20 protein-coding genes are annotated in these 26850 nt (G+C 70.2%); 5 read left to right on the top strand and 15 right to left on the bottom strand.

What is annotated here, in order from left to right; genetic code table 11:
* Window positions 1-200: 200 nt before the first annotated feature.
* The 4 genes from ACNFOC_RS06760 to ACNFOC_RS06775 all read right to left on the bottom strand — a co-directional run bounded on the left by ACNFOC_RS06760 (window position 201) and on the right by ACNFOC_RS06775 (window position 4711).
* A complete protein-coding gene (locus ACNFOC_RS06760; RefSeq protein WP_416957636.1) occupies window positions 201-1073 on the bottom strand; it encodes a carbohydrate ABC transporter permease in 873 nt (290 codons plus the stop codon).
* Window positions 1063-2079 carry a carbohydrate ABC transporter permease gene (locus tag ACNFOC_RS06765; protein WP_416957638.1) on the bottom strand — a complete coding sequence of 339 codons (1017 nt, stop codon included), beginning with the start codon at window positions 2077-2079 and terminating at the stop codon, window positions 1063-1065. Before ACNFOC_RS06765 ends, ACNFOC_RS06760 begins: the two co-directional genes overlap by 11 nt.
* A gap of 1 nt (window position 2080) precedes the next feature.
* On the bottom strand, window positions 2081-3367 hold the full coding sequence (locus ACNFOC_RS06770) for an ABC transporter substrate-binding protein (RefSeq protein ID WP_416957640.1): 1287 nt from the start codon (window positions 3365-3367) through the stop codon (window positions 2081-2083).
* A gap of 291 nt (window positions 3368-3658) precedes the next feature.
* Window positions 3659-4711 (bottom strand): LacI family DNA-binding transcriptional regulator, encoded by a 1053-nt coding sequence (locus ACNFOC_RS06775; protein ID WP_416957642.1) that lies wholly within the window; start codon window positions 4709-4711, stop codon window positions 3659-3661.
* 152 nt (window positions 4712-4863) lie between these two features.
* On the opposite strand from ACNFOC_RS06775, the gene ACNFOC_RS06780 reads away from it, so the two are divergent.
* Entirely contained in the window at window positions 4864-5703 is an 840-nt protein-coding gene (locus ACNFOC_RS06780) for an AfsR/SARP family transcriptional regulator (RefSeq protein ID WP_416957644.1), read from the top strand.
* Here the strand turns inward: ACNFOC_RS06780 and ACNFOC_RS06785 are convergent.
* The 6 genes from ACNFOC_RS06785 to ACNFOC_RS06810 all read right to left on the bottom strand — a co-directional run bounded on the left by ACNFOC_RS06785 (window position 5657) and on the right by ACNFOC_RS06810 (window position 14363).
* Window positions 5657-6724, bottom strand: coding sequence for an MsnO8 family LLM class oxidoreductase (locus tag ACNFOC_RS06785; protein WP_416957646.1), 1068 nt, complete (start codon window positions 6722-6724; stop codon window positions 5657-5659). The genes ACNFOC_RS06780 and ACNFOC_RS06785 overlap by 47 nt on opposite strands.
* The gene (locus tag ACNFOC_RS06790) at window positions 6721-7998 is read right to left on the bottom strand and encodes an MFS transporter (protein ID WP_416957648.1); all 1278 of its coding nucleotides are present in this window, start codon (window positions 7996-7998) and stop codon (window positions 6721-6723) included. Before ACNFOC_RS06790 ends, ACNFOC_RS06785 begins: the two co-directional genes overlap by 4 nt.
* On the bottom strand, window positions 7995-10748 hold the full coding sequence (gene lanKC / locus ACNFOC_RS06795; protein ID WP_416957650.1) for a class III lanthionine synthetase LanKC: 2754 nt from the start codon (window positions 10746-10748) through the stop codon (window positions 7995-7997). The genes ACNFOC_RS06790 and lanKC overlap by 4 nt, the downstream gene beginning before the upstream one ends.
* A gap of 111 nt (window positions 10749-10859) precedes the next feature.
* Window positions 10860-10982: a hypothetical protein gene (locus ACNFOC_RS06800; protein WP_416957652.1), complete on the bottom strand. Its 123-nt coding sequence runs from the start codon at window positions 10980-10982 to the stop codon at window positions 10860-10862.
* A 501-nt stretch (window positions 10983-11483) separates the two neighbouring features.
* The gene (locus ACNFOC_RS06805) at window positions 11484-13085 is read right to left on the bottom strand and encodes a purple acid phosphatase family protein (RefSeq protein WP_416957654.1); all 1602 of its coding nucleotides are present in this window, start codon (window positions 13083-13085) and stop codon (window positions 11484-11486) included.
* Between the two features lie 87 nt (window positions 13086-13172).
* Window positions 13173-14363, bottom strand: a complete 1191-nt coding sequence (locus ACNFOC_RS06810) for an MFS transporter (RefSeq protein WP_416957656.1) — start codon at window positions 14361-14363, stop codon at window positions 13173-13175.
* 132 nt (window positions 14364-14495) lie between these two features.
* Between ACNFOC_RS06810 and ACNFOC_RS06815 the strand changes: the two genes are divergently transcribed.
* Complete coding sequence (locus tag ACNFOC_RS06815; protein WP_416957658.1) at window positions 14496-15575, top strand: AraC family transcriptional regulator; 1080 nt, start codon at window positions 14496-14498, stop codon at window positions 15573-15575.
* Window positions 15576-15643: 68 nt separating this feature from the next.
* On the opposite strand, the gene ACNFOC_RS06820 is transcribed toward ACNFOC_RS06815, so the two are convergent.
* From ACNFOC_RS06820 to ACNFOC_RS06830, 3 genes are read right to left on the bottom strand one after another with little or no spacing between them, the layout of a single operon-like run.
* Window positions 15644-17056 (bottom strand): aldehyde dehydrogenase family protein, encoded by a 1413-nt coding sequence (locus tag ACNFOC_RS06820; RefSeq protein ID WP_416957661.1) that lies wholly within the window; start codon window positions 17054-17056, stop codon window positions 15644-15646.
* The gene (locus ACNFOC_RS06825; protein WP_416957663.1) at window positions 17053-17934 is read right to left on the bottom strand and encodes an SDR family NAD(P)-dependent oxidoreductase; all 882 of its coding nucleotides are present in this window, start codon (window positions 17932-17934) and stop codon (window positions 17053-17055) included. Before ACNFOC_RS06825 ends, ACNFOC_RS06820 begins: the two co-directional genes overlap by 4 nt.
* The gene (locus tag ACNFOC_RS06830; protein ID WP_416957665.1) at window positions 17931-19280 is read right to left on the bottom strand and encodes a flavin-containing monooxygenase; all 1350 of its coding nucleotides are present in this window, start codon (window positions 19278-19280) and stop codon (window positions 17931-17933) included. Before ACNFOC_RS06830 ends, ACNFOC_RS06825 begins: the two co-directional genes overlap by 4 nt.
* A 192-nt stretch (window positions 19281-19472) precedes the next feature.
* On the opposite strand from ACNFOC_RS06830, the gene ACNFOC_RS06835 reads away from it, so the two are divergent.
* Together ACNFOC_RS06835 and ACNFOC_RS06840 are read left to right on the top strand one after the other, a co-directional pair.
* Window positions 19473-20096 (top strand): TetR/AcrR family transcriptional regulator, encoded by a 624-nt coding sequence (locus ACNFOC_RS06835; protein ID WP_416957667.1) that lies wholly within the window; start codon window positions 19473-19475, stop codon window positions 20094-20096.
* Window positions 20097-20253: 157 nt separating this feature from the next.
* Window positions 20254-22086, top strand: coding sequence for a matrixin family metalloprotease (locus tag ACNFOC_RS06840; protein ID WP_416957669.1), 1833 nt, complete (start codon window positions 20254-20256; stop codon window positions 22084-22086).
* An 89-nt stretch (window positions 22087-22175) separates the two neighbouring features.
* Here ACNFOC_RS06840 and ACNFOC_RS06845 read toward each other — a convergent pair whose 3' ends face one another.
* Window positions 22176-22661 carry an SRPBCC family protein gene (locus ACNFOC_RS06845; RefSeq protein WP_416957671.1) on the bottom strand — a complete coding sequence of 162 codons (486 nt, stop codon included), beginning with the start codon at window positions 22659-22661 and terminating at the stop codon, window positions 22176-22178.
* Window positions 22662-22719: 58 nt separating this feature from the next.
* The gene (locus ACNFOC_RS06850) at window positions 22720-24099 is read right to left on the bottom strand and encodes a flavin monoamine oxidase family protein (protein WP_416957673.1); all 1380 of its coding nucleotides are present in this window, start codon (window positions 24097-24099) and stop codon (window positions 22720-22722) included.
* A gap of 290 nt (window positions 24100-24389) precedes the next feature.
* Between ACNFOC_RS06850 and ACNFOC_RS06855 the strand changes: the two genes are divergently transcribed.
* Window positions 24390-26627, top strand: a complete 2238-nt coding sequence (locus ACNFOC_RS06855) for an MMPL family transporter (protein ID WP_416957675.1) — start codon at window positions 24390-24392, stop codon at window positions 26625-26627.
* The last annotated feature ends 223 nt before the right edge of the window (window positions 26628-26850 follow it).

A 26850-nucleotide genomic window follows, 5' to 3' on the forward strand; every position in this document is an offset into this window, starting at 1 on the left:
AAGGGGAGTTGAGGCGTGAAATATAGCGCAGTCAATTGAGATTTGGCATATCCGGTGCGGACATCCCCTCAGGGCGTACGCCGCACCTCCCCGTACCTGGAAGGCAGAAGGCGGAAAGAAAGCCGCTTTGTCGCAAATAGGGCACGGGGAGGCGAGCAATCACGGCATTTCCCGTCACCTCTTCGGATCGCGCCTTCGGGTCACATCTTCGTGGCGCCCGCCGCGAGGTCCCGCAGGAAGTGCCGGGCGCCGACGAGGAACACCACGATCAGCGGGATCACGCTCATCAGGGCGCCGGCCATCACCACCGCGTAGTCGGTGTTGTAGGCCACGTTGAGGTTGGCCAGGGCGACCTGGAGGGTGAGCCGGTCGGGGTTGACCAGCACGACCAGGGGCCAGATGTAGTCGTTCCAGAGCTGGATGAACGTGAAGATTCCGAGGAAGGCGAGCGCCGGCCGGAACAGCGGCAGGGCCACCTGCCGGTACAGGCGGAAGAAACCGGCCCCGTCGATCCGGCCGGCGTCCAGGAGTTCGTCGGGCAGTGAGTTCTGGGCATACTGCCGCATCCAGAAGATTCCGAACGCGTTGGCCGCACCGGGTATCACGAGGGCCTTGAGGGAACCGGCCCAGCCGAAGTCGGCCATGGTGACGAACTGGGGCACGAGCGAGAGTTGGCCGGGAATCATGTACGTCGCCAACAGGATGCCGAACAGCAGCTTCCGCGCCGGGAACTCGTACTTGGCGAAGGCGAACGCGGCAAGGGAGTCGAAGAACAGCACCAGCACCGTGCCCGCCACCGAGACGACGACGGTGTTGAACAGCGAACCGAAGAAATCGATCCGGTGGATCACCTCCCGCATGTTCTCCAGGAGATGGGTGCCCGGCACCAGCCGGGGCGGGAACCGGAGGATCTCCTGGGTGGTGATCGAGGCCATCACCACGAGCCAGTAGAAGGGGAACAGTGAGACCAGTACACCGAACAGCAGCAGCACCCGGACACCGACTCGGGAGCGTCTGCTGCCGGAACCGATGGCGAGTCCCGCGCCGACGGCGGTCGTCCGGTCAGCGGCCATTGCGGGCTCCCTTGCGCCAGGCGATACGGGGACGGTCGTCGCGCTCGGAGCCGGACACCAGCCGCCAGTTGATGATCGCGAACAGCGCGATCAGAGCGAACAGGGACCAGCCGATCGCCGCGCCGTAGCCGAACTGGTGGTCGTTGAACGCCTTCTGCCAGAGATAGAGCACGATGGTCAGACCTTCCTGGCCCGGTCCGCCGGTGGTGCCGGGGTCGTCCGAGTAGAAGAGCACCTGCGACTCGGTGAAGATCTGTAGGCCGTTGATGGTGGACGTGATGACCGCGAAGAGGATCACCGGCCTCAACTGCGGTACCAGGACCCGGAAGAGGGTCTGCCGGCTGCTCGCCCCGTCCACCCGCGCCGCCTCGAACAGCTCGGTGGGGATGGCCTGGAGGCCCGCCAGGAAGATCAGCGCGTTGTAGCCGACCCAGCGCCAGATGATCATGATGGAGATCGCCGACTTGATGCCGAGGGAGGACGTCAGCCAGTTGATCCCGTCCACCCCGATCGCCTTCAACAGCGAGTTGGCCAGGCCTGCTTGGGCGAAGACCGAGCCGAAGACGATGGTCATGGCGACCATCGAGGTCACGTTCGGGATGAAGTACGCGACCCGGTAGGCGGTGGCGTGGCGCACCTGCGCGTTCAGCAGGAACGCGATGACCAGGGCCAGGAAGAGCATCGGCACCGTCGACATGAACCAGATCTCGAAGGTGTTCAGGATCGAGTGCCAGAACACCGTGTCGTGCAGCAGCCAGCGGTACTGCTGGAGTCCGACGAACCGCATGTCACCGATGCCGTCCCAGTCCTGGAAGGACAGATACAGCGAGAACCCCACCGGGAACGCGCCGAAGACCGCGAACAGCACGTAGTACGGCGAGATGGCGAGATACGGCGGCACATGCCGCCGCCAACGGCCGCGCGGGGCACCGGTGTTGGCGCCACGGGCCGTCCCGGCGTCGCTTCCGGCCGCGGGCGCCCGGTCCGCTCCGGCGACGGTCGCCAACTCAGCTCACCCCCTGCTGGGACAGCGTCCGCTCACAGGCGTTCATGGCGTCCCGCCAGGCCTTGTCGGGGTTCTTGCCGAGGGTCTCCACGTTGGTCAGCTCCTGGAAGACGGGGGTGCTACAGATGTCCTCGTAGGGGCTGAAGAAGATGACCGGGGCCTTCTCCGCGGCCGGGCCGAAGACGTCGACGGGTATCTGACCGCCGAAGAAGGGGTCGGGCCTGCGCATCGCCGGCTTGCTGTACGCGGCCGGGGTGGTGGGGAACAGGGCCATCTCCTGATAGGCCTTCAGCTGGTTCTCCGGCCCGAGCAGCCACTTCAGATAGGCGAAGGCGCCCTCGGGGTCACGGCAGTAGCGGGTGATGGTCACGTACGACCCGCCGTAGTTCGTCGGACCGCCGGGCAGCGCCGTCAGCCGCCAGGCCCCGGAGGTCTTCGGTGCCACGTCCTTGAGTCCGCCGATGGCCCACACCGCCGTGATCATCGAGGCGACCCTGCCGCGGCCCATGGCCGCGTTGTAGTCGGGCGTGCTGTCCAACACCCGGGCGCTGAGCCCCTGTCGGTAGGTCTCCACCGCCAAGTCCCAGGCACGCCTGACGTGTTGCCGGTCGCCGATGAAGCGGTTGTCGGCGTCCACGAACTGCTTCGGGCTCTGGTACAGGGCCATCCGGAAGACGTAGCTGATCTGGGAGACCAGGAACGGCTTGCCGGGCGCCCTGGACTTGAGCGTCCGGCCGAGCGCGAGGTACTTGTCCCAGGTGGCGGACTCCGCGGCGACGTCCGCCGGTTCGGTGGGCAGCCCCGCCTTCTCGAACAGGTCCCGGCGGTAGTAGAGCGCGGTCGGACCGGCGTCGAGCGGGAAGCCGACCATCCGCCCGGTCGGGCTGATGCCGCTCTTCCACTTCCAGTCCAGGTACTGGTCCTCCAGGGCGTCGGCGCCGAGCTTCCTCAGGTCGAGGAACTCCTCCTCGTCGGGGAAGAACACCGAGACGTCGGAGTTCGCGCAGGCCAGGTCCGGCACGTACGCCCGCGCCGCCATGCTGGTCCGCAGCTTCGACTTGTAGTCGCCGGCGATCGGCGAACCCTTCACCTTCAGCCCCGGTACGCCGGGCACGCCGCGCGCGGAGACGGCGAGGAGCTTGTCGCTCAGCGCGCCGTTCCAGTACCAGATGCTCAGGTGGTCGGTGCCCGCGGAGACGGAGCCGTCGGAGCTCCCGCACCCCGACAGGCCCAACAGGGCGGCACCCGCGCCACCGAGGGAGGCCCCGAGTAGTCGTCTGCGGGACATCGTTCGGATTTCCATGGGCGCGCACTCACTTTCCGGACATGCCACGGCCGGGGAGCAGGGGGGAGGGGCGAGGACGTCGACGACGGTCGGTGAGGTGGGGGTGGTCCGACATCGGGCGGCGCGAAACCGGGCGGTTACGTGGGGGACGTGAACGTTCACGTGAACGTTGCCGTCGAGTATCGAGGCGGCCGAAAACCAGTGTCAAGGGACGTGCACGGTAGTTGTGTTGGCGCTTTCTACGGATGGCGGGAGACGGCGGCCGAAGCAGGCGGCAGCACACCCGCGGCGGCGCTACGCCGAGGCCCGCACCACCAGTTGGGGAATCACCCAGGCGTCGGCGCCGCTCAACGGCTCCTGCCCCGCGCTCAGTCGGGCGACCTGCTCGATGGCCAGCCGGCCCAGGCGCCGCTTGTCGATGTGCAGGGTGCTGAGCGCCGGCTCCACCAGCTCACCCAGGGACAGCCCGTCGAAGCCCAGTACGGCCAGGTCGTCGGGCACCCGCAACCCACGGCGCCGGGCCGCACGCATCGCGCCGACGGCGATCAGGTCGTTGAACCCGAAGACTGCGGTCAACTCGGGCCGCGCGCCGAGCAGTTGAACCATGGCCGCCTCACCGCCGGCGACGCTGTGCTCACGGCTCGGCACGACCCAACTCTCGTCGACGGGCAGACCGTGCTGCCGTACGGCGGACAGAAAGGCCTCTCTGCGAGGGCCGGGGGCGTCGCTCCGGTCGCCGTCGAGCATGCCGATCCTGCGGTGCCCCGCACGCACCAGATGGGTGATGCCCTGCGCGACACCGGCGGCGGCGTCGATGCCGACGGCTCCGAACCGGGTCTGGTGCGGCCCGCGTTCGAGCACCACGGTCGGCACACCGCCCAGGTGCCGGGCGAGTACGTCGTCCGGGTTCTTGAAGTAGCCGACGACCGCGTCCGCCTGGTGGGAGAACTTGTCCAGCGCCTGGAGCTCCCGGTTCTCGTCGGTGCGCGAGTCCCACACCACGACCTGCCAGCCCCGCTCCTCGGCCGCCTCCAGCACACCGGCGGCCACCTCGGGGAAGAACGGGTTCATCAGATCCGGTATCACCAGACCCGCCGTCACCGCGCCCTTGCGGACGAGTCCCCGCGCGAACCGGCTCGGCCGGTAGTCCAGCAGCCGCGCGACCTCCAGGACGCGCTCCTTGGTGGCGGGGTCGATCTCGCCCTTGTCGTTGACCGCTCTGGACACCGTCTGCCGGGACACCCCGGCCAGCTGCGCGACGTCGTGGATCGTGGCTCGCCGCCGGATCCCGTCGGCTCGCGGCGTCCGGTCGACGCGCGGCTCGCGCTCCTGGTTGTCCGCCCACACGGTGTGCACTGTAGCCGGGGTGGGCGGATGCCTGGCAAGGAAGGAGCGGGGCGGCAGACCGGTCGTCCGGTTCCGTTCAACGGAACCGGACGCGACAGGTGCGGTTCCGGGGATCACTCTTTCGTCCTGTGGTCCGACAGCTGGGGGTACAGATGCGTGCAGGGGCGGCCGATCAGCGGCCCGGCCAGGTTCGGTTCTCCGTATTGGGTCCGCTGTCCGTCACCGACGGCGGCGAGGACGACGGGCCGCTGCCGCTCGGGCCGCTCAAGCAGCGCATGCTTCTCGCCATGCTGCTGTGCCGTCCCAACACCCTGGTCTCCGTGGACGTGTTGACGGATGCCCTGTGGGACGGCGGACCGCCCAGGACGGCGCGGAAGAACGTCCAGGTGTACGTATGGGCGCTGCGAAGACTCCTCGACGACAGCGGCGCGGGCGGACGGCTGGTCCGTGGCGCGGGCGGCTATCTGCTGTCGGTGGGTGACGGTGAGCTGGACTCGCTACGGTTCCGGAGCCTCGCCGCCGCCGGACGCGAGGCGGCGGACAGAGGCGAACTCGCCCTCGCGGCCCGGCTGTTGAACCGTGCGCTGCACCTGTGGAGCGGGCCCGCGCTGCCGGAACTCCGATGTTCGCGGCCCCTGTCCGACGAGGCCGGCCACCTCGACAAGCAGTACCTCCAGGTCTACGAGGACTGGGCGGAGGCGGAGTTGTCGCTGGGCAACGCCCGGGCGGTCGTCGCCACCATCGGCGGGCTGACGGTGCTGCATCCGCACCGCGAGCGCCTGCGGGCCGCGCACATGAACACGCTGTTCCAACTGGGGCGGCAGACCGAGGCGTTCGCGGTCTACGACGAGTACCGGCAGCTCCTGGCAGGGGAGTTCGGCCTGGATCCCAGCCCGGTGCTGGAAGCCCTGTACCGGTCGATGCTGACCGGTGGCGAGGGCCTGATCAGCCGACCCGGGCGGGCGGCGAGGCCGGCGCCCGTCGCCCCGTGAGCGTCCGCAGGGTCCGGGCGCGTTCCGTGCCCGTGAGGTCGAAGGGGACGAGCATGATCTCGTCGGCGTCCAGCGCGCCCGCCACATGGTCGATGGCCTTGGCCACCGTCTCCCGGCCGCCGTGCACCACCTGCTGGTCCTCCAGGAACCTGTGCGCGAGGAACTCCTCCCGCGCCGGCGGCAAGGACGCCTCCGGTGCGGCCCCCGTGCGCTGCCGTACGGCCTGACGCGCGGCCCGCACCGCCAGTCGCCCGGCCTCGTCGTCGCTGCCCGCGCACAGCACGTTGAGCGAGGCGATGACGTACGGGCGGGCCTGGCGCGGGCCGGGGACGAAGGCCGACCGGTAGCGGTCCACCGCCGCCGGGCGGCACTTGGAGCGCCCCAGGTGATGGCCGTAGACGAACGGCAGTGAACGCTCGGCGGCGGTGCGGGCCGAACCCTCGCCGGCTCCCAGGACGTAGACCTCGGCGGGTGTGGTGACCCGTGGGGACAGGAACAGGGCCGGGTCGTCCGGTGGGTTCTGCCTCAACGGGTCGATGAAGCCGGTGAGTTCGTCGATCAGGGCGGGGAACTCGATCGTCGCCCTGGCGTCGCGTCGTAGTGCTGTCTCCAGCGCGGCGCGATAGGCCGCGGTTCCTGCCGTGTTCGAGGAGCGGCCTACGCCCAGGTCGATGCGGCCTGGGTGCAGGGCGGCCAGGGTGGCGAACTGTTCGGCGACGACGTAGGGGGCGTGGTTGGGGAGCATCACCCCGCCCGAGCCGACCCGGATGCGGCGGGTGACGGCGGCGATGTGGGCGATGAGGACCGCCGGTGCGCTGCTGACGACATCGGGCGAGCCGTGGTGCTCGGCGACCCAGAAGCGGTGGAAGCCGCACTCATCGCCGGCCCGGGCGACGTCGGCGATCTCCTGGACGACCTGAGTGGGCGGCAGCCGGCCGTCCGTCGCGCCCACTTCCAGCACGGAGAGGAGGACGGAGGGGCTTGCGCTGTCGGCGTGGAGGTGGAGCTGTGGTGTGCTCACGAGGAACTCCTGTCCTGTGCTGGGGCGTTGGGCTGGGACGGCGCGGGCAGGACGAGGGGGACACCGGCCAGCAGGGCGAGTGCCACCGCGAAGAGCGCGGCGGTCGAGGGCAGCGAGAGGTGGGCCAGCAGCAGCCCGGCCGCCAACGGCCCGAAGGGCTGGAGGAGTTGGGCGAGCAGACTGCTGGTGGTGCTGACCCGGCCGTAGATCTCCTCGGGTACCGCGACCGCCATGATCGTGGCGAACGTCGCCGCACTCACCGGGGTCAGCAGGCACAGCGCGCAGAAGCCGGCGACGAACGCGACGGTGCTGCCACTGGACCAGGCGAGGGCCAGCAGCGCGGCGGCGATCGCGGGCGCGGACGCCAGGGTCACCTTGAGGGAGACGTGCCGCTGGAAGAGAGGCGTGAGGAGGGAGCCCGCGAGGCCGACAACTGCCGCCGCGCTCATGGCCGTTCCCACCATGACCGCGCCGTCGGGCAGCCGGCCCACGCCGAGGATCAGGGCGAACGCCAGGGCGGAGAACGCCACGTTGAGACCGGCGAAGTACGCGGCGGAGCAGCGCATGAACCGGTCCCTGATCAAGTACCGCCAGCCCGCGGTGAATTCGGTCCGGAAACGGGCGCGCTCGGGTCGTGGGCCCGTCGTGCTCACGTGCGGTTCGGGCGAGCGCCTCGACCGGACCGCCGCGGCCACGCACAGCGCGGAGGCCCCGAAGGTCAGCGCGTCCACCGTGAACGGTACGGAGGGGGAGAGCGACAGCAGCAGCCCGGCCGCCGCCGGTGCGGCGATGTCGGCGCCGTAGGCCCGCGCCTGGTTCAACGACAGTGCCGCGCCCAGCTGTTCGGTCGGGACGATCCGCCGGACCACCTTGTTCTGGGCCGGGCGGAACACCTCAAGGGCCGCGTCCGACACGATCACCGTCGCCAGGGCCAGCGCGATCGGCACGGGACGTAGCAGCACATAGAGCGCCACCGACCCCACGGCGACCATCCGGATCAGGTCGCAGAGGAGCATCAGCGTGCGCTGGTCGTAGCGGTCGCTGAGGTAGCCCGCCGGCAGGCGGGTCACCAGGGCGACGACCAGGGAGGCCGTGCCGATGGTCGCGGCGACCGTGGCGGAGTAGCCCGCCGCGAGCAGCACCAGCGGCAGCACGATGAACGTCATCGACGACCCGAAGTCCGACAGCGCCTGGCCGATCCACAGCAGCCGGAACTCGCGATTACGGCTCAGCCGGGGCGTGTCGACCGTGTCGAGGGGTGCGGTGGCGGTCATGTGTCGGTCCCGGGCGGCGTGAGCAGGTCGTCCAGAAGGAAGTTGGTGTTGGTGCGCGCGCCGGGGCCGGTCCTGCGGAACCGGTCCAGGAAGAGCGCGACACCGGCCGAACCGGTGGCCAGGTCGCAGCTCTCCCGCACCGTCTGCTCACCCGGGAACACCACGCCCTCCGGCCGCCGCACCGCGCTGCACAGCACCGCCTCGGCCGCCCGCTCCGCGTCGCCCAGCAACTCCGGGTCGCCCAGGAACTCGTACGCGTCCAGCAGGACGTTGCCGAGGCCGCTGATCCCGTGGAACAGCTGCGGGAACGTCGTGTACTTGCGCCGTACGTCCGGCAGCAGTTCCTCGATGTGCTTGCCGAGGGACTCGTCGCCGGTCACGTGGTGGTAGCGCAGCAGGGTCGTCAGGACGCCCGCGGTGCCCTCGTCCCAGTAGTGGCGCAGCACGGCGGTCGGTTCGTCGGTGGCCGCGACGGCCGGGAAGGAGAGCAGGCCGGTGGGTGAGTACGTACCGCAGGAGAGGTCGAACTCCAGCCCCGCGCGGCCCAGTTCGAGCACGGCCGGGTCACCGGTCGCCGCGTGCAGCGCGAGGAGGAACATGGCGACACCGGACGCGCCCTCGCCGTAGCCGACGGGGATGTGCTTGCCGGAACCGGGCCAGTGGGCGCGGCCGTCGTCGTGCCGGGCGTCGCGCGCGAGGTGTGCGCCGATCTCGCGGGCGCGGTCGAGGAACTCGGTGAGACCGGTGTCGCGCCACAGCCGCAGGCAGGCCATGCCGTGTCCGGCGGCGCCGGTCAGCACGCCCGGCTCGGTGTACAGCAGGGGGTGTTCGGAGGCGTCGCGCAGGACGCGGGCGGCGATGTCGCGATGGCCGAGCGCCGACAGCACCCAGGCGACACCCGCGGAGCCGTAATACAGGCCGGGCGGCAGGGACTTGTGGCCGGTCGGCTTGCGCAGCGCCCAGGCCAGGAAGGTGTCGGGCACCGCGTCGCCCGTGGTGTGCAGCGCGTAGAGGCAGCCGTAGGCGCCGTGCGCGACGGATAGCGGGTTGGTCTCGAAGACCAGCATGTCCGCCGGGAACAGCCGGTCCTCGCGTTGCGGGTCGGCGGTGTCGCGCAGGTACGTCGCGACGCCGTCGAGCGTGGTCGCGATCCGCCGGTGCAGGTCGGCCGACGACTTCGGGTCGGGTGTCACGCGGTGTGCCAGCGGCGGGAGTTGCTGCCAGGCGGTGGTGAACGGCAGGTCGGCCAGGCGCCTGCGCAGGGCCGCCGGGTCGGGCAGGCGTGCGTCCTCGTCGTAGAGATCCCTGATCAGCGTGACCAGTTCGCCGGGCAGGGCGAGATCGGCGGCCACCGCGTCGAGGAGTCGCAGGGGTACGGCGTGGTCGACCAGGTCGTTCTGCTGGCAGGTCAGCACGCAGCACAGCATGATGCCGCCGAGCGCGTAGTAGTCGGAGCGCCGGTCACCGCGGCCGGCGGCCACCGCGCGCCGGGTGACCGTCCCCGGGGTGCCCAGGCCCGCACCGCCGGCGCGGTCCTCGTGGAAGGCGGACTCCAGGTCGATGACACGGATGCGGTCGTCGGCGGTGACCATGATGTTCGTCGGCGACAAGTCGCCCAGGACGATGCCGCGTTCGTGGCAGGCGGCGATGGCGTCCGCGACCTGGAGCCACAGCAGCCTGAACCGGTCGTAGTAGTCGGTGAGTGCGGCCGGCGTGAGGTCCAGGCCGTAGAGCGGGTTGTTGGCGACGCTGAGGTGGCCGAGGTGACTGCCGTCGATGTGGTCCTCGGCGATGAACGCGTGCTCCCACTGCTCGAAGAACGTGACCGGGCGTACGAAGAGGCCGGTGTCGGCCAGTTCGGTCAGCAACTCGTACTCGTGGCGCAGGAGTTCGACGGCGTCGATGCCCTCGGGGCCCACCTCGACACCGGGCCTGGCCTCGCGCAGGACGACGTCCGCGCCCGTCTCGGTGTCCACGCCCCGGTAGATGCCGCCGCGGTTGCTGAACGCCAGTGCGCTCTCGACCTTGAAGCGGCCGTGGAGCAGGCCCTGGCCTCCGCCCGAGGTGCTGCCTTTGGTGGTGGCCTTGGTCTTGGCCGCCGCACCCTCCGTGTCGGCGTACGGGTCCCGTGCCCAACTCGGGGCGAACCAGAAGGGGGTACGCACATCCGGGACGAGTGAGCCGTCCGGTGCCTGGATCATCAGGTCCCGCAGTCCCAGCGGTTTGAGTTCGAAGCGGCTGATGAACCCGCCGTAGCGGTAGGACACGACCTTCGAACCCGGACAGCGCCGGTCGGAGAGGATGTACGGCCCGTCCAACTCCTTTAGTACGTCGGTGAGTTCGGACGTGATGGCATGGAACTGCGTGTCGTCGTCGGGGTAGACGGTGATGAACTTCCCGCTCGAAGCACGCGGGAACGACTTCCCGTTGGCCTCGCGCACCGCCATCGGATCCATCAGGAACTTGAAGCGCACCCCCGCGTCGCGCAGCACCGGCAAGGACCGGCGGAGTGTCTCGGCGCTGGTGCGCGAGGTCGCCGAGACGTGCAGCTTCCAGCCCTCGCCGACGACGGCCGCGCCCGGCGGTTCGGCGATGACCCAGTAGCCGCGGCGCCAGGTGCGCCAGGCGTCGGGCACGACCGCCTGGTACTCGCGCAGATGCTCACCGCTCGGCGCGCGCCGGCTGAAGTCCTCGAACCACCGCGGATCGTGGTTCATGTACGACAGCACGTTCTCCCATGGCAGTTGCATGTCGACCCGCTCCCCTTGTGTCCCGCGTCCGTCTGTGTCCCGCGTCCGTGTCTTCGACCGTGTCGGCGGTCCCGGGCGAGGCCGCCCGGGACCGCCGTGTGTGCGTACGGGTCAGCAGCTGGTGATGGCGCAGGAGCTGCAGCTGAAGACGATGGAGCTGGTGGGGGTCTCGATCTCCATGCCCTGGAGGGACAGGACGAACTCCGCGTCGGCGGACTCGATGTTCTTGGCCATGACGGTCTCCCGTTTCAGTGGTTTCGGGTGATGTCAGCGAGATCCGCTGACCTTTCCCATGCTGGGGAAGACCGCTTCGGGAATGGCATACCAACGGTTCGGAACCGGTATTTTCCCTTTTCCCGGGGCTGGAGCCGAGTTCTTGGGGGCACCTGTCAGTGGGGTGACGGGCGGCGGGGTCCGCGAGCCTGTGACCAGCGGAGGATGGTCCTTGAGTGCGCTTTTTCGGAACGGAACTGCTGGGCACCCCGGACGACCTGCGGCGCTGGATCGGCGAGGCGGGGCTCGTGGGCCGTGAAAGACGCTCTCGCGGAGGTCGATGAAGCGGCCCGCATTCCGTTGCCGAAGTACCAACTCGACGGGGCGGGACGGGTGTTGCGGACCGGTGGCGTCGACGAGGTGCTTGGTCCGGGGTGCGACCCGCGCTTGATCCTGGGCTGGTCCGGTCACCGTTCGGTGCGGACCGTGACACGGCGTCGGTGGCCACCGCTCCACGTTCCGCTAGTAGCCGTGCCCGGCCTTCTTGACCTTGCGGGAGACCGTGAAGCGGTCGACCTCGGCGCCGGTCGCGGCCAGCGCCCGTACCGTGAGGGTCGTCGTGCGGCCAGGCGTGGCGGGTTCGACGTCGACGCGGATGAACGAGTAGCCGGTGTAGCGGACCCGGGACCAGTCGACGTTCTCGGTGACCTGGCCGTCCTTGCCCGTCCAGTACGTCGGCACCGAGTCGATCGCGTCCTCGTGACCCTCGTAGCTGTCGGCGACCGGGAAGTTGTACACGCTCTCGCCGCCCGCGCCCGCCGTCACGTACACCACACCGCCACGGGCCGGCTCGTGGGTTCCGCCGATCGGCAGGGTCCGTACGGCCTTGTCCTGGACGACCGGGTCGGTGCGCTCGTAGACGTGGTTGTGGCCGTTGACCACCAGGTCCACCTGGTGCTTCTCGTACAGCGGCACCCACTGCTCGCGCACCCCGCCCTCGGACGCGTGCGAGCTGGTGGTCGAGAAGGCGCAGTGGTGGTGGAACACGACGACGAAGTCGACGTCCGTACGGGCCCGGAGCTCGGTGAGCCGCTTGTCGAGCCAGGCGGTCTGCTTGCCGCCGGTGTAGCCCTTGTTGGCGGGGATCTCGTACGACACGTCGTTCGCGTCGACCGAGACCACCCCCACGTTGCCGTGGACGAAGGAGTAGACGCCGGGAGCTGACGTGGCGTCAAAACCGTTGCCGGGGAGGGTGAACCGGGCCTCGTTGCCGCCGTAGCCGTTGGGGGAGTACCAGGACTCCATGTCGTGGTTGCCGAACGCCACCATCCACGGCACCCGGCTCGACAGCGGTTCTATCTGCGCGAGGAACGAATCCCATTGGCGGGCATCGTAGTTGCTCGCGTCCCCGGGCAGCCCGTGCCCGGTCTCCTCCGCGTAGCAGATGTCGCCCGCGTGCAGATGGAACGCCGGATTCTGCGCCTGGACAAGGGCGTTGAGGCCGATCGAGGTGTAACTCGGGTTCTGGTCACCGAAGGCGGTGAACGTGAAGGGCCGGGTGCTGTGCGTGCGGGGCGCGGTGGTGAAGGAGTAAATGGTGTGCGCGGCGCCCGCGTCGGCCGGGTCGAAGCCGTCGTGGCCGACGCCGTAGTAGTACGTGGTGTCGGGGCTCAGGTTGTCCAGCGCGGCGTGCACGTAGTACTGGTCGGTGTCGGCGCTCTTGCCGATCCCGGCCGGAGTGAACAGGTCACGCACCTCCGCCGGTATGCGGTGGCTCAGGTCGAGGGGGCTTCTGCCGATCCGGAGGAAGGGTTTCCGCACCGGGAGCGGCACCTGCCACGACACCCTCATCTGCGTCCGCGGATCGGCGCCGTAGGCGATGTGCCGGCCGAACGGCGCGACCAGCGAACCGTGCACGGTGGCCGTGGTGGAACCCGGCACGAGCGTGGGCGTCGCCGACGCGACACCGGCGGAGCCGCCCGCGAGGGTGACCCCGGCCGCGGCGACCGCGCCACCGCGCAGCAGACCGCGGCGGGAGAAGGCGCGGCGGAGGTATTCGTGTTGCTCGGGCATGCTCAGGGTGTCGGCGAGCCGGTCGGGAAGGCCCATGCGAGGAGTGTTCATGGGCGCGACGCTGGCAGCGCCGGTTGAACTACCGATTGCCGCCTGCCCATGGGTTGGCCATTTCCCGCCCATTGCCTGGCTCGTTTCCTATGCCCCGGATGTCCCCGGCGGCTGAGTGAAGTGGCGGGCACCGGTCAGCACGAGCACCGCCAGCGCGGCCGGTGCCGCGTACGCGAGCCGGAACTCGCCGGTGGAACCGAGGAGTCCGCTCACCGCGCCGCCGGTGACGACGCCCGCGTAGTTGAAGAGGTTCAGCCGGGCCAGCACCGTCTCCGCGGCGCCGGGCCGCAGCCGCGCGGCGGAGGCCAGGCACAGCGGGGCCAGCACTGACGCCCCCAGCCCCACAACTCCCGCCGCGAGCACGGCGAACGGCCAGCTCGGGGCCGTGGCCACGCCCACCAGGGCGCCCGCCACCACCAGCGCGGCCGTGCGCACGACGGCGACCGTACCGACCCGCTGCACCAGCCGGTCCACGGTCGCCCGCCCGACGACCGTGCCGGCCTGGTACGCCGCGTACGCCATCGGAGCCACCGCGAGGGACGCGCCGAGAGTCTGTCGCAGATACACCGCCGACCAGGCGGAGACGGTCGAGTCCACGACGTAGACGACGAGGAGGACCAGCCCGAAGGGGAGGAGCCGCAGCCACAGACGGCGTCCCAACGGCCTTTGTGCGGAAGGCACTTGGACGGAGGGGAGGGTGTGCGTCCGCAGGCAGACGGCGACGGCCAACAGGATGCCCGCCTGTAGGGCCAGGCCGTCGCCCACCGGCCGGTCCAGCCGGGCCGCCCCGGCGGTGAGCAGGGCCGCGAGCACACCGCCCACGCTCCACGCCGTGTAGAACGACCCGAAGACGCTACGGCCGTAGGCGCGCTCGATCGCGGCGGCCCGGGTGTTGATGCCGACGTCGAGGCCGCCCACCGCGAGGCCGAACAGGACGTACGCGCAGATGACGGTCTGCGGGCCGGGAGCCCAGCCGATCAGGGTGAGCGCGACGGCGGCCGTGAGCAGCGCCCCGCGCATCGTGGCGACGGGCCCGGCGACGCGGACCGCGGCCAGTCCGAGGAAGCTGCCGACCCCCGCCGTCAGGGCCACCCCGACCAGCGTGGCGGTGGTCAGGAGCGGGGACAGCCTCAGATGTTCGGTGACGGCGGGGACGGTCGTGTACACGGCGGCGACGGACATGCCCTGCGCGGCGAACGCGAGGGTCGTCGCCCTTCGGGCACCTGCCCTGTCGGCGGGGCGCTCGACCCGCGCCCGGCCCGGAGTGCTGACTGACATGCACAGACCGTAGTCAGCCGTGGCGGGACGGACGGAGGACGCCGGGGGCCGTTGAGGGGACTTCGGCGGCCAGGGGATACGACCGATGATGTCCGGATGCTTACGGTGGTCGCCCACGAGGAGGTGAGTGCGATGTTCCCTGTCCCGGCCCCGGAGGACCCGCACGGGACCAGCCGCAGCACGTCGGCGACGATCCAGCCGAACATCCTGCGCTATCTCGTCATCGTCGCCGACGCACGCGGAGTCGACCTGCGGCCCCTGCTGAGCGAGGTCGGCCTGGACGACACCCTCATGCGCTCGGCCGCGCTGCGGGTGTCGTACCGGCAGGGCAGCGCGGTGATCCGGCACGCGGTGGAACTCACCGGGGACGAACGGCTGGGCCTCAAGGTCGGCGCGGCACAGCACCTGACCGCATGGGGCCTGCTCGGCTTCGCGCTGCTGGCCGCCGACACCCTGCGGCACGCCATCGAGACCGGCGTGAACTACCAGAACCTCTCCGGCGCGATGACCGTGTGGTCCACGGGACTCGGCGAGGACGGCGCCTTCGTCCTGCGCGCCCAACTCCCCGACCCCGCCATCGACCCGAGCGTGGCGACCTTCCTCATCGAGGAGGGCTTCGCCTCCGTGGTCACCCTCTCCCGGCTCGCCGTCGGCCCGGACTTCGCCCCGCGCGTGGTCGAGTTCTCCTCGCCGCCACCCCGCCAACGCGAGCTCTACGGCGCCCTGTTCGGCTGTCCGGTCCGCTTCCGCGCCCCGGCCGACCGCATCGTCATCGACCCGGCCTGGGCCGGCGCCCGGATGCCCGGCCGTGACCCGGTGACCTACGCCTCGACCCTGGAGACCCTCGACGCCCAACTCGCCTCCCGCACCGACCAGCAGGACCTCCTCGAAGTCCTGGAGGTGTCCGTCGCGCAGAGCCTCCCGGTGATCCCGTCCTTCGGCGAACAGGCACGACGGCACGCGACGAGCGAACGGACACTGCGCCGCAGACTCGCCGACTGCGGCACGACGTACGAGGCACTGGCCGAGGGCGTACGCCGGGAACGCGTCGAACAGCTGCTGCTGCGCCCGGAGTTGACGCTCCGTGAGATCGCCCGCCGCGCGGGATTCTCCGACGAACGCGCCCTGCGCCGCGCGGTACGCCGCTGGCACGGCACCTCTCCGGTCCAGCTGCGGGAGCAGCTGCTCCGGGCGGCGACGCACCGCGCGTGACGCCGTCAACCGGTCGGGATCCAGGGCGCTTTACGCCCTGGCTCGCTCAACGGGTAGGGATGACTCGCTCAACGGGTGCGGATCCAGACCGTCTTCTCCCGCGTCCACTGGTCGAAGGCGTTCGTCGACTTCTCCGCGCCGCCGAACCCGGACTGCTTCCAGCCGCCGAAGGGAGTGGTGATGTCCCCCTCGCTGTACGCGTTCACGGAGACCACGCCCGCCTCGATGCCCCGGGCCAGCCGCAGCGCGCTGTCGAGGTCGCGGGTCCAGACCGAGGCGGCGAGCCCGTACTCGGTGGCGTTGGCCATCCGCACCGCCTCGTCCTCCGAGGCGAAGGTCTCGACGGTGACCACGGGACCGAACAACTCCCTTGTGAGTACGGCGCTTTCGGCGGGCGCGCGGGTGATCACGGTGGGCGGGTAGTAGGCGCCGCGCGCGGGCAGCCCGTGGGGGAGTCCCGCGGTGTGGATCTGGGCGCCGGCCGCCCGGGCGGCATCCACGGCACCGGCGACCCGGTCGAAGGCGGCGCGGTTGATGAGCGGCCCCTGCTGCGTGCGCGGGTCGGCCGGATCGCCGATGACAAGGGCCCTCGCCGCGGCCGTGAACCGCTCCACGACCTCCTCGGCGATGCTGTGGTGCACCAACACCCTTGAACCGGCGGTGCAGTTCTGCCCCATCGTCAGGAACGCGGCCTCGATCATGTCGCCGATCAGCTCGTCGCCGTAGGAGAGCGCGTCGGCCATCAGCACCTGTGGGCTCTTGCCGCCCATCTCCAGGGAGACGCGCTTGAAGTTGCTGTCGGCGGAGGCCCTGAGGATGTGGCGGCCGGTCGTGGTGGAGCCGGTGAAGGAGAGGGCCTGGACGAGGGGGTCGCGGGCGAGGGCCGCTCCGGCTTCCTCGCCGTAGCCGGGGAGGACCGTGAGCACGCCCTCGGGCAGGCCGGCTCCGGTGGCGAGTGCGGCCAGGTGCAGGGCCGAACGCGGGGTCGCCTCGGCCGGTTTGACCAGCAGGCAGTTGCCCGCGGCGAGGGCGGAGCCGATCTTCCAACTGGCCATCGCCAGGGGGTAGTTCCACGGGAGGATCGCCGCGCCCACGCCGACCGGTTCGCGGGTGACGAGTCCGAGGGCGTCGGGTCCGCCCGGCGCGACCCGGCCGAAGACCTTGTCCGCCGCCTCGGCGAACCAGCGGATCGCCTCGATCGCCCCCGGTACGTCCCCCGTACGGCACTCCGTGATGGGCTTGCCCGCGTCCTCGCTGTCGAGCCGGGCGAGGAGCTCGGCGTCGCGTTCCATCAGGTCGGCCAGGCGCAGCAGTACGGCGCCGCGTTCCCGGACCGGAAGCCGGGACCACACCCCGGAGTCGTGGACACGCCGGGCCTGTTCGGCGGCCTTGGTGACGTCGTCGGCGCTCGCGGCGGGGAGGGTGGTGATCGGTTCGCCGGTGGCGGGGTCGACGATGTGCAGCGTGTCGTTCCTGGTCATGCTTCCTCCACCAACTCCCAGCGTCCGTCGGTCTGTCGGGCCAGTCCGCGGCGGCGGAGTTCCTCCAGATAGCGGGCCATGCCGCGGTCGCCGCGCCTGCGGAACAGCGGGAAGACCCTGGGCAGCAGGTTCGGTACGAGCATCGCGAACCGCACCAGACGGGACTCGCCGGAGCGCGGGTAGGCCTCCAGGCGGGGCCTGTCGAGGAGGCTCACGACGGCCGTCACGACATGCGCGGGCTGTTGCGGCGGGTCCTGGAACTGCATGGAGTTGCCGCCGTCCACGGCCTCCTGGCGCAGCATCCTGGTGTCGGTCGCCGACGGGAGCACCGACCCGGCGAGAATCCCCTTGCTCCGCAGGTCGAGCCCGATGGCGAGCATCGCGCCGCGCAGCCCGAACTTGGACGCCGTGTAGATCGGGGTCTCGCCCAGCGGGAAGATCCCGCCGAGGGAGACCGTGGTGACCACGCGGGCGTCGCGCGAGGCCTTCAGTAGGGGGATCGCGATCCGGGTCGCGACCAGCGGGGAGGTCAGGTTGAGGGTGATCTCTTGCTCGATGCTCTCGACGCTGCGGACGTCGAAGCGCTCCGAGCTGGTCATCCCCACGTTGTTCACCAGCACGTCGAGACGGCCGTAGTCATCGGCGACCCGCTCGAACAGCCGCTCCAGCTCGGGGCGTTGGAGCAGATCGCAGCCGATACCGGTGTGGCCGGCGCCGGGGAGTCCGGCGGCCACCTTCTCGGCACGGGCCCCGTCGATGTCGACGACGACACAGCGCGCGCCGCCCGCGGCGAAGCGGTGGCACAGTGCGCTGCCGATGCCGCCCGCGCCGCCGGTGACCAGCATGACCTTGTCGGTGAAGTCGAACCTCCCGCTCATGCCGTCGCCTCCACGCGCCGGGCGGCGGACCGCGCCGGCGGTGCCTGGCCCTCGGTGCGCCAGCCCATCCGGCGGGCGACCTTGCCGAGGTACTTCACGAACGCCCCGCTGTCGACGTAGCCGGTGTGGCGGGGCGAGGCGACGAACTTCAGCCCGCTGGACAGGTCGGGACGGTCGGCGCGGATCAGCTGCGCGAACCGCTCGGCGTTGGGCAGTCCGTGACGCGTGTCGTTCAGATACCCGGCGATCAACTGGGCCTGGCTGTCGAAGAGTTGGTAAGCACCGGAGTTGGTCTCGACGAACCCGATCCCGAACAGGCCCTGGTGCTCGCGCGAGAACGACGACAGATACAGGTCGGGATGCTGTTCGTCCCCGAAGTACCGCTGCGCGACCGGCACTTTGTGGACGTAGCCCGTCGCCAGCAGGACGAGATCGAAGTCGTCGCTCGTGCCGTCCGTGAAGTGCACGGTGCTGCCCTCGGCGCGGGTGATGCCGGGCCTGGCGGTGATGTCGCCGTGCTGGAGGTGGTGGATCAGCATCGAGTTGATGGCGGGGTGCGTCTCGAAGAGCTTGTGGTCCGGCTTCTGTAGTCCCAGGCGCGTCGGGTCGCCGTTGACGATCCGCAGCAGTCCGCCGAAGACGCGCTGCGCCAGCCACATCGGCAGATGCGGCCCGCTGTTGGCGATGGTGTCCACCGGCCGCCCGAAGAGATGCTTCGGGATGAACCAGTACCCGCGCCGCATGCTGATCACCGCGTGGTCCGCCGTCCGGGCCGCGTCGCACGCGATGTCGCAGCCGGAGTTCCCCGCACCCACGACGAGCACCCGCTTGCCGCGCAGCTCCTCGGCGCTGCGATAGCCGGCGGTGTGCCGGATCTCGCCACTGAACTCACCTGGAATCTCAGGGATGTTGGGGTGCCACTGCGAGCCGGTGCAGACCACGACCTGCCCGTGCAGGCTCTCCCGCCCGTCGGCCCTGACGACCGTCCACGTGCCGTCCGCGTTCTTCTCGACGCTCCGCACCCCGACACCGAACTCGATCCGGTCGGTCAGTCCGTAGGCGTCGGCGAAGGATCGCAGATACGACAGGATCTGCCGGTGCGGCGGGTAGTCCGCGAAGTGGTCGGGCATCGGGAAACCGCCGAAGCCCGACAGGGTCCTGCTGGAGATGAAGTGGGCCGACTCGTACATCGGGCCGCCCGGGTTCTCGATGTCCCAGATACCGCCGAGCCCGGAGTGCCGCTCCAGATGCGTGTACGGCAGCTTCCGCTCCGCCAGCGCCCTGGCCATGGCCAGCCCGGCAGGCCCCGCCCCGATCACACACGTGTCCAACTGGCTTTCCGTCACGAGCCTGCCTCCTCTGTCGTCCCGTCCCACGGGCGTTGCAGGAAACGTATGCACCCGCCGTCCGGCGCGAACTGACCCGCGCGGCCAGGGACCGGACCTCAGCGGCCGTGGCGCGGTCACGGGCGTCAGGCTGAGAGCATCCCGACTTGTTCGGACGACTTGTTCATGAGACTCAGTCGGTATGATGGGGGTATGGCTCACGTTTCCGCGGCCGAGCGCCGCCCCCAGCTCATCAAAGCGGCCATCGACTTCATGACGAGGGAGGGGGTCGCGGCCGGCAGCACGCGTGCCATCGCCGCCGAGCTGGGGGTCGCCCAGGCCACGGTGCACTACACCTTCGGTACGAAGGAAGGGCTGTACCTCGCGGTCATGGAGCAGCTCACGCAGGATCTGGTGGCTCAGGTCGAGCAGGCGGCGCCGGCCGACGGAGGCTTCGAGGAGACCGCGAGCGCGCTGGTGGCCGCGCTGTGGCGGACGGTGCGGGAACAGCCCGCGAGCCATCAACTCCTCACGGAACTCACCATGTTCGCGCTCCGCTCGCCCGCGCTGAGCGAGGCCCTCGAAACGCACTACCGAGGAGTGACCGAGGTGACGGCGAAGCTGATCACCGAGGCGGCCGAACGCACGGGCCAACCCCTCGCCCAGCCCGTCGAGGCGATCGCGCGGTTCTTCCTCGCCGGCTTCGACGGGCTCACACTGCAACACCTCGCGCTGCCCGACGAGGAGGCCGAGCGCACCTGTCTCCAGGCCTTCGTGTCCGCCGTGGTGGCCATGGCCGGGGGGCGGCTGGAGCTGGTGGCGGTACCGGTGAGCTGACGACAGGGTGGGGCACCCGAGTTCACAGCGCACTACAGCGGCCGTGGTGCCGAGGGCCCCGTTCCGCACTGCGGGGTCCGGCTTTTCTACGCGTTCCCGGCTCTATGCCGCCGTCATCGATGAGAGGAGTCTTCACGCAACGAAAGGGATGAGTCACATGACGGCTCAGCGATTCACACTGGACGTGAAAGAACTGCACCACGGCGATGAGCACCAAGAAGTCGGAAAGTTACAGAAGTACCTGACGAAATACGGGTACTTGACCACCACCGTGACGCCCGGAGTACTGGACGACGCCACGAGTGACGCACTTCGGATGTTCCAGAACATCGGCGGAATCAGCGAGACAGGTGAACTGGATCCACGCACCGTCGACGCACTCGAGCAACCGCGCTGCGGAGTTCCCGACCTGCCCACCGTCAATGCCGCACGTCGGGGGACGAGCGCGGAATTCGTTCTGCGCGGATGCAGTTACGCCAAACTGAACTTCACCTACAGGTTCACCAACGGCACCGGCGACATCAACGGCAACGATGAACGCGCGGCCGTCCAGCGCGCCTTCGCCACCTGGGCCGCCGTACTGCGTGGCGTGCGCTTCCAACAGGTCAGCACGGCGATCTCGGACTTCGCGATCGGCTGGCACGCCGGAGACCACGGGGACGGCTCCGCGTTCGACGGCGTCGGCAACACGCTGGCGCACGCCTTCTATCCGCCGCCGTGCGGCGGAGCGAACGCAGGCTCGCTGCACTACGACGACGCGGAGACATGGAGTCTCACCGGCACCGCGCAGACCTTCGACGCGGAGACCGTCGCACTCCACGAGATCGGCCACTTGCTCGGCCTCGATCACTCGGCCGTCACAGGCGCTGTCATGTTCGCCAGCTACGGCGGAGTCCGCCGCGGCCTGACCCAGGACGACATCGACGGGATCAGGCGCCTCTACCCCGCCCTGGAGCGCCGGGGCGACAGTGCCGAACAGGCGGGATTCGTCGGTGAGATCAGTGCCGCGCGCATCAACGACACCCACGCCCTGACAGCCGTCCGCACCCAGGCCGGCACGTTGAAACTCATCGGATGGCGCCTCGACGCGAACGGCTCCGTCAGCCGCACGGCGGACAGTGCCGAGCAGGCCGGTGCGGCCACGTCGATCGACCTCGCCCGCTCCACCACCGGCGACCGGTTCGTGACGGCCTGCCGGACCGGTGCGGGGAATCTCAAGCTGATCAGCTGGTCCGTCAGCGATGACGGAACCTCGATACAGCGGCGCGGGGAGAGCGGGAACCAGGCGGGCGTGGCCACGCTGATCCGGGTCGTCCCGGCGAGTCCACTGCTCTGGACGACAGCCTGTCGCAACGGCAGCGGCAACCTTTCGGTCATCGTCTGGAGCCTGAAGCCCGACGGTTCCTTCACCCGGCTCGCGGACAGCGGAACCCAGGCCGGCGAGGTCCGCGACGTGGACATGGCCGTCGTCGACACTCGGCTGGTCCTCACCGCCGTGCGGGACGGATCCGACAATCTCAAGCTGATTCTCTGGCGCGTCACCGACCAGTCCGTGCAACGGCTGGGAGACAGCGGGAACCAGGCAGGGAACAGCAGGCTGGTCAAGGTCTTCATGGACCCGTCCGGAGTCGCGGTGACCGCGGTCAAGACCGCGTCCGACACCCTGAAGCTGATCACCTGGCGGGTCCAGCCCAGCGGCGTGATCCAGCGGCTCGGAGACAGCGGCGAACTGGCCGGGATCACCAACGGCCACGACATCGGTGCGGCGCCCGGCGGACGGCTGGCGACCCCCGTCGTCACCGAGACGGGAAATCTCAAGGTCATTCTCTGGCAGGTGAACGCTTCCGGAACGGTGACCAGGTGGGGAGACAGCGACGACCTCGCAGGCGCCGCCGCCCTGCCCGCCCTGGTCGACCCACAGGGACAGAACCTTCTCACCGCCGTCCGGACGGCGAGCTCCACGCTGAAGCTCATCACCTGGGGGACCTGACCTCGGACCCCGGACCGACCGATGCGGACAGCGGATGCCGACGCCCCCTTCCCAGGGGGCGTCGAGCGCACCTCGGACGTACTGAAGGGCTAGGCGCGCGTGTTGAGGGCCTCGGAGCGGATCAAGGTGTTCAGGTCGGCCATCGAGGCACGCATGTTCGCGCGCATGCCCGGCTGTTGTATCCGGTCGAGCAGGAGCCCGATCGGGCCGAGACCGATGACGTACTCCACCCGGTAGGTCATCCGCGTGGCCTCCCTCCCGTCCGGACCCCGGGTCGGCTCGAACTCGAAGACGCTGGTCACGTCCTTCAGCGGGGTGAACCCGACCCCGGTGTCGACACGGCGCCTCAGGGGATCGATCTCCACCACCGTCCACACCGAGTCGGTGCGCAATGGGCCGAGCGTGCGGTTGCGTTCGGCGTACGTCCTGCCGAGGGTGGCGATGCCGTGGTGGTCGGTGACCTCGATGACGCCGGCGACCCACTCGGCGTACCGGTCGGTGCGGGCGACGACGTCCCACACGCGCTCTACGGGAGCGTCGACGACGGCGCATTCGGTGACGTGGAACGTGGTCATGAGCGGTTCTCCTTCTCGCGGTTCTCGCTGTTCTCGTTGTTCTGGCTTCTGATCCCGGTCAGCTCCGGTGCAGGAGTTCGGTGGCGGTGTGCCGGCCGGAGCGGACGGCGCCGTCCATGAAGCCGTTCCAGTAGGGGGAGAACTCGGACCCCGCCCAGTGCACGCGCCCGAACGACCGGCCCAGCCACTCCCCGTACTCGGTCAGCACGCCGGGGGCGGCGACGGACGTCGGGCCGCCCCGCGTCCACTGCTCGGCGGTCCAGTCCTGCTCGACGTAGTCGACGGTGTCGTAGGCCCGTTCCCCGACGACCTGGGCGAAGGAGCGCAGCACCGCGCCCCGGCGCTCGCCCGCCGGGCGGTGGGCCCACTTGCGCCACTCCTTGCCGCCGAGGAACCCCATGAGCACGCCCGGTCCGCCGTCGGGCGGGGAGTTGTCGAACATCTCGCGGATCGGCGAACCGCCCCGCAGCAGGCCCATCCCGGACAGGCCCTCGGCCCGCCAGAACGGGGTGTCGTAGACGGCCACGCACTTCATGAGCGTGCCGAACGGCAGCCGCTGGAACAGCTGGTCCTGCTGCGGCGGCAACAGCGGGTCCCAGACGATGCGCGAGGCGAGGTGCGGCGGTACGGCGACGATCACGCGGTCGGCCCGCCAGTCGCCGGCGTCGGAGACCACCGTGACTCCGTCGGTGTCCTGGCTGATCCGCCGGACCGGCGCCAACAGCCGGACGCGGCCGTCGAGTTCCTCGGCCAGCCGGGTCGTGACCAGCTGCGAGCCGCCGACGAACCGACTGTCCTGCGCACCGCCGGAGGTGCCGGTGCCGTGCTCCATGGTGCCCGGGTGGAGCTCGTCGCCGAACGTGGAGACGTACCAGAGGCTGAACAGCGCCGACGCGTCGCGCGCCTCGCCGCCGTACGCGGAGTTGAGGAAGATGTTGATCAAGTCGACGGCGTCGCCGGTGACTTCGGCCTTGCGCAGCCAGGTCTCGTACGTCATTCCGTCCAGGTCACGGGCGTTGGGCGCCCGCCACGGAGCCGCCGGGGGCACCTTGCCCGCCGCCTGGCCGATGCGGGCCAGGGCGATGCCCATGTCCGGGAGGGCGAGGAGGTCCGGGGGAGTGTGCCCCGCGAACCGCCTGGCCCTGCCGTCGCGGACGTAGACCCGCTCGCCGGGTACGGCGGCCTCGTACGTGGCCACGCCGACCTCCTTGGCCAGCGCCAGGATGTGGTCCTGCGTCGGGCCCACGAACTGCCCGCCGATCTCGGTCACTTGGCCGTCGCCGAGGTCGTGGTTGAGCAGCCGGCCGCCGACCCGGTCACGGGCCTCCAGGACGGCCACGGACCTGCCCGCGGCGACGAGTTCGCGCGCCGCGGTGAGTCCGGCCAGCCCGGCGCCGATCACGACGACGTCGACCCGCGTGCTGTGCGTACTGGGCATGGTCACTCCTTGGCTCACGGCGTTGAAGGGGTTGCCGCACAACCTACACATGACATTGTCGGTCGACAAGGTCGAATGGTTTTGTCGCTTGAACTGTGGCTCTGAGCTGCGGTTATTCCAGGGGAGACGTGCATCACGGTTGAACGACTGGGTCGCTCGACTTGAGCGAGTGATAAAGTCGAGCCCATCGATCGGGACGCCCCTCGGCGCAACCCCGTCACGCGGCCGGTGTCCGGTCGGCGTTCCTTCCCGTACCCCTTTTCCCTCCGCCCCGTTCCAGGGAGTTAGTCATGGCTGTCCTCCTTCACCGGCTGGGCCACAGCGCCTACCGGCACCGCAAACTCGTCCTGGGCATATGGCTCTTCGCGCTGGCCGCGCTCATCACGTGCGTCGGCGTCTTCGGCGGCAAGCTCGACGACCGCTTCTCGGTGCCGGGCACCGAGTCGCAGCGGGCGTTGGACAGCCTGGGCAAGACCCTTCCGGAAGCCTCGGGCGCGAGCGCCCAGATCGTCTTCACGGCGCCCGAGGGGCACCGGATCACCGAAGCCCCCTACACGGCGGTCATCGCCCGGACCGTGGCGGAGACCGAGCAGGCGCCCCAGGTCAGCGAGGTCGTCGACCCTCGCACCGCCGGAGCCGTCTCCGCCGACCGGACGGCGGCGATCGTCCAGGTCCAGTACCGCGTGCAGACCGCGGAGGTGCGGACCTCGTCCGTGGACGCGATCAAGAACGCGGCCCGCGCGGCGGAGCAGGACGGGCTGCGGACGTCGGTGGGCGGTTCCGTCTTCAGCAGCAAGGGAGTTCACATCGGGCCGTCGGAGATCATCGGCGTGGCCGTGGCGCTGCTCGTGCTCGTCGTCACGTTCGGTTCGCTGCTCGCCGCCGGCATGGCACTGCTGCCCGCACTGATCGGCGTGGCGGCCGGCCTGGCCGGGCTGCTCGCCCTCGCGCCCGCCGTCAGCGTCTCCTCCACGACCGTCACACTCGCCCTGATGCTGGGCCTGGCCGTCGGCATCGACTACGTGCTGTTCATCCTCTCCCGCCACCGACAGCAACTCGCCCGCGGCACCGACCCGAAGGAGTCCGTCGCGCTGGCCGTCGGCACGGCGGGCAGCGCCGTGGTCTTCGCCGGTACCACCGTGATCATCGCGCTCGCCGCGCTGAGCGTCATCGGCATCCCGTTCCTGACCACGATGGGGCTCGGAGCCGCCGGAGCCGTCCTCATCGCGGTCCTGGCCGCGATCACCCTCGTCCCCGCCGTCGCCGGATTCGCCGGCACCCGGCTCGCCCCCAAGCCCGGCACCCGTGCCGCCCGGCGGGCCGCCGACGCCGAGGGAGCCACCGGCCGCACCACCCTGGGCACCCGCTGGACCAAGTGGGTCATCGCCAAGCCGCTGCTGACCGTGCTCGCCGTCGCCGGCATCCTGGTCACCCTCATGCTGCCCGCCGCCGACCTCCGCCTGGCCCTCCCCGACAACGGCTCCGCCCCGCACGCCTCCACCCAGCGCACGGCCTACGACACGATCAGCGACAAGTTCGGCCCCGGCTTCAACGGGCCCCTGCTCGTCCTGGCCGAGACCAACGACCGTACGACTGCCACGAGTTCACAGGTCGGCGCCCAAGTGGCCGCGAAACTGCGGACCTTGAAGAACGTCAAGGCCGTCCTGCCGCCCGGGCTCACCAGTGACCCGGCACAGAGCATCGTCACGGTGCTGCCCAACTCCGGTCCCGACAGCGTCCGTACCGACCGACTCGTCCGCGACATCCGCTCGGCCGCGTCCGACCTCCGTGCCACCACCGGCGCCTCGATCGTGGTCACCGGCACCACCGCCGTCAACATCGACGTCTCCAACCGGCTCAGCGACTCCCTGCTGCCCTTCGTCGCCATCGTCGTCGGCCTCAGCCTGCTCCTGCTGATGATGGTCTTCCGGTCGCTGGTGATCCCGGTCAAGGCCGCAGTCGGCTTCCTGCTCTCGGTGGGCGCCTCGCTCGGTCTGGTCGTCGCCGTCTTCCAGTGGGGCTGGCTGGCCGACGTCCTCGACGTGCCGCACAGCGGTCCGGTCGTCAGCTTCCTGCCGATCATCCTGATCGGCGTGCTGTTCGGACTGGCCATGGACTACGAGGTGTTCCTCGTGTCCGGGATGCGCGAGGAATGGGCCCACACCGGCCGGGCCCGGCAGTCGGTCGTCGACGGCGCCCGGCACAGCGTGCGGGTCGTCACCGCCGCCGCCCTGATCATGTTCACCGTCTTCGCCGGGTTCTTCCCGCTGGACGACTCCCTGATCAAACCGATCGCGTTCGCCCTGGCGGTCGGCGTGGCCATCGACGCCTTCGCCGTCCGCATGACGCTCGTACCGGCGGTCCTCGCGCTGGCCGGCCGGGGTGCCTGGTGGCTGCCGGGCTGGCTGGACCGGATCCTCCCCGACCTCGACGTCGAGGGAAGCAGCCTCCAGAAGGCCGTACCGGCGGACCGCGCGGAACCCGAGCCCGCGGTTGCGGCTGGGGCGGGTGGGAACTCCGAGAAGTAACGGGCCGTTACGCAAAGACCAAGCCTTGGGGCGGAGTTGAAGAAGATTTCACCCGAGCCTCGGGCCCTGAGTCCCGAGCCACAAGCATCGAGCCCCGAACCCCGAGGCTCACCAGAGTCACCGAGTTCGCCCAACCACCGCCCGGTCGTCGCGCCACGCGCGTGTGGCCGTCGCGTTCGCGTCGCCGAGGAGTTTCTCGACCCCCGCCCAGCCGCCGTCGGAG

This window comes from Streptomyces colwelliae (genome assembly GCF_048158785.1).
Classification (GTDB): domain Bacteria; phylum Actinomycetota; class Actinomycetes; order Streptomycetales; family Streptomycetaceae; genus Streptomyces.

Bases quoted from the DNA above. Each gene is read 5' to 3' on its own strand.
- ACNFOC_RS06760 (WP_416957636.1), bottom strand. From the start codon at position 1,073: ATGGCCGCTGACCGGACGACCGCCGTCGGCGCGGGACTCGCCATCGGT.
- ACNFOC_RS06770 (WP_416957640.1), bottom strand. From the start codon at position 3,367: ATGTCCCGCAGACGACTACTCGGGGCCTCCCTCGGTGGCGCGGGTGCC.
- ACNFOC_RS06780 (WP_416957644.1), top strand. From the start codon at position 4,864: ATGCGTGCAGGGGCGGCCGATCAGCGGCCCGGCCAGGTTCGGTTCTCC.
- ACNFOC_RS06790 (WP_416957648.1), bottom strand. From the start codon at position 7,998: ATGACCGCCACCGCACCCCTCGACACGGTCGACACGCCCCGGCTGAGC.
- lanKC (WP_416957650.1), bottom strand. From the start codon at position 10,748: ATGCAACTGCCATGGGAGAACGTGCTGTCGTACATGAACCACGATCCG.
- ACNFOC_RS06800 (WP_416957652.1), bottom strand. From the start codon at position 10,982: ATGGCCAAGAACATCGAGTCCGCCGACGCGGAGTTCGTCCTGTCCCTC.
- ACNFOC_RS06805 (WP_416957654.1), bottom strand. From the start codon at position 13,085: ATGAACACTCCTCGCATGGGCCTTCCCGACCGGCTCGCCGACACCCTG.
- ACNFOC_RS06810 (WP_416957656.1), bottom strand. From the start codon at position 14,363: ATGTCAGTCAGCACTCCGGGCCGGGCGCGGGTCGAGCGCCCCGCCGAC.
- ACNFOC_RS06815 (WP_416957658.1), top strand. From the start codon at position 14,496: ATGTTCCCTGTCCCGGCCCCGGAGGACCCGCACGGGACCAGCCGCAGC.
- ACNFOC_RS06820 (WP_416957661.1), bottom strand. From the start codon at position 17,056: ATGACCAGGAACGACACGCTGCACATCGTCGACCCCGCCACCGGCGAA.
- ACNFOC_RS06825 (WP_416957663.1), bottom strand. From the start codon at position 17,934: ATGAGCGGGAGGTTCGACTTCACCGACAAGGTCATGCTGGTCACCGGC.
- ACNFOC_RS06835 (WP_416957667.1), top strand. From the start codon at position 19,473: ATGGCTCACGTTTCCGCGGCCGAGCGCCGCCCCCAGCTCATCAAAGCG.
- ACNFOC_RS06840 (WP_416957669.1), top strand. From the start codon at position 20,254: ATGACGGCTCAGCGATTCACACTGGACGTGAAAGAACTGCACCACGGC.
- ACNFOC_RS06845 (WP_416957671.1), bottom strand. From the start codon at position 22,661: ATGACCACGTTCCACGTCACCGAATGCGCCGTCGTCGACGCTCCCGTA.
- ACNFOC_RS06850 (WP_416957673.1), bottom strand. From the start codon at position 24,099: ATGCCCAGTACGCACAGCACGCGGGTCGACGTCGTCGTGATCGGCGCC.
- ACNFOC_RS06855 (WP_416957675.1), top strand. From the start codon at position 24,390: ATGGCTGTCCTCCTTCACCGGCTGGGCCACAGCGCCTACCGGCACCGC.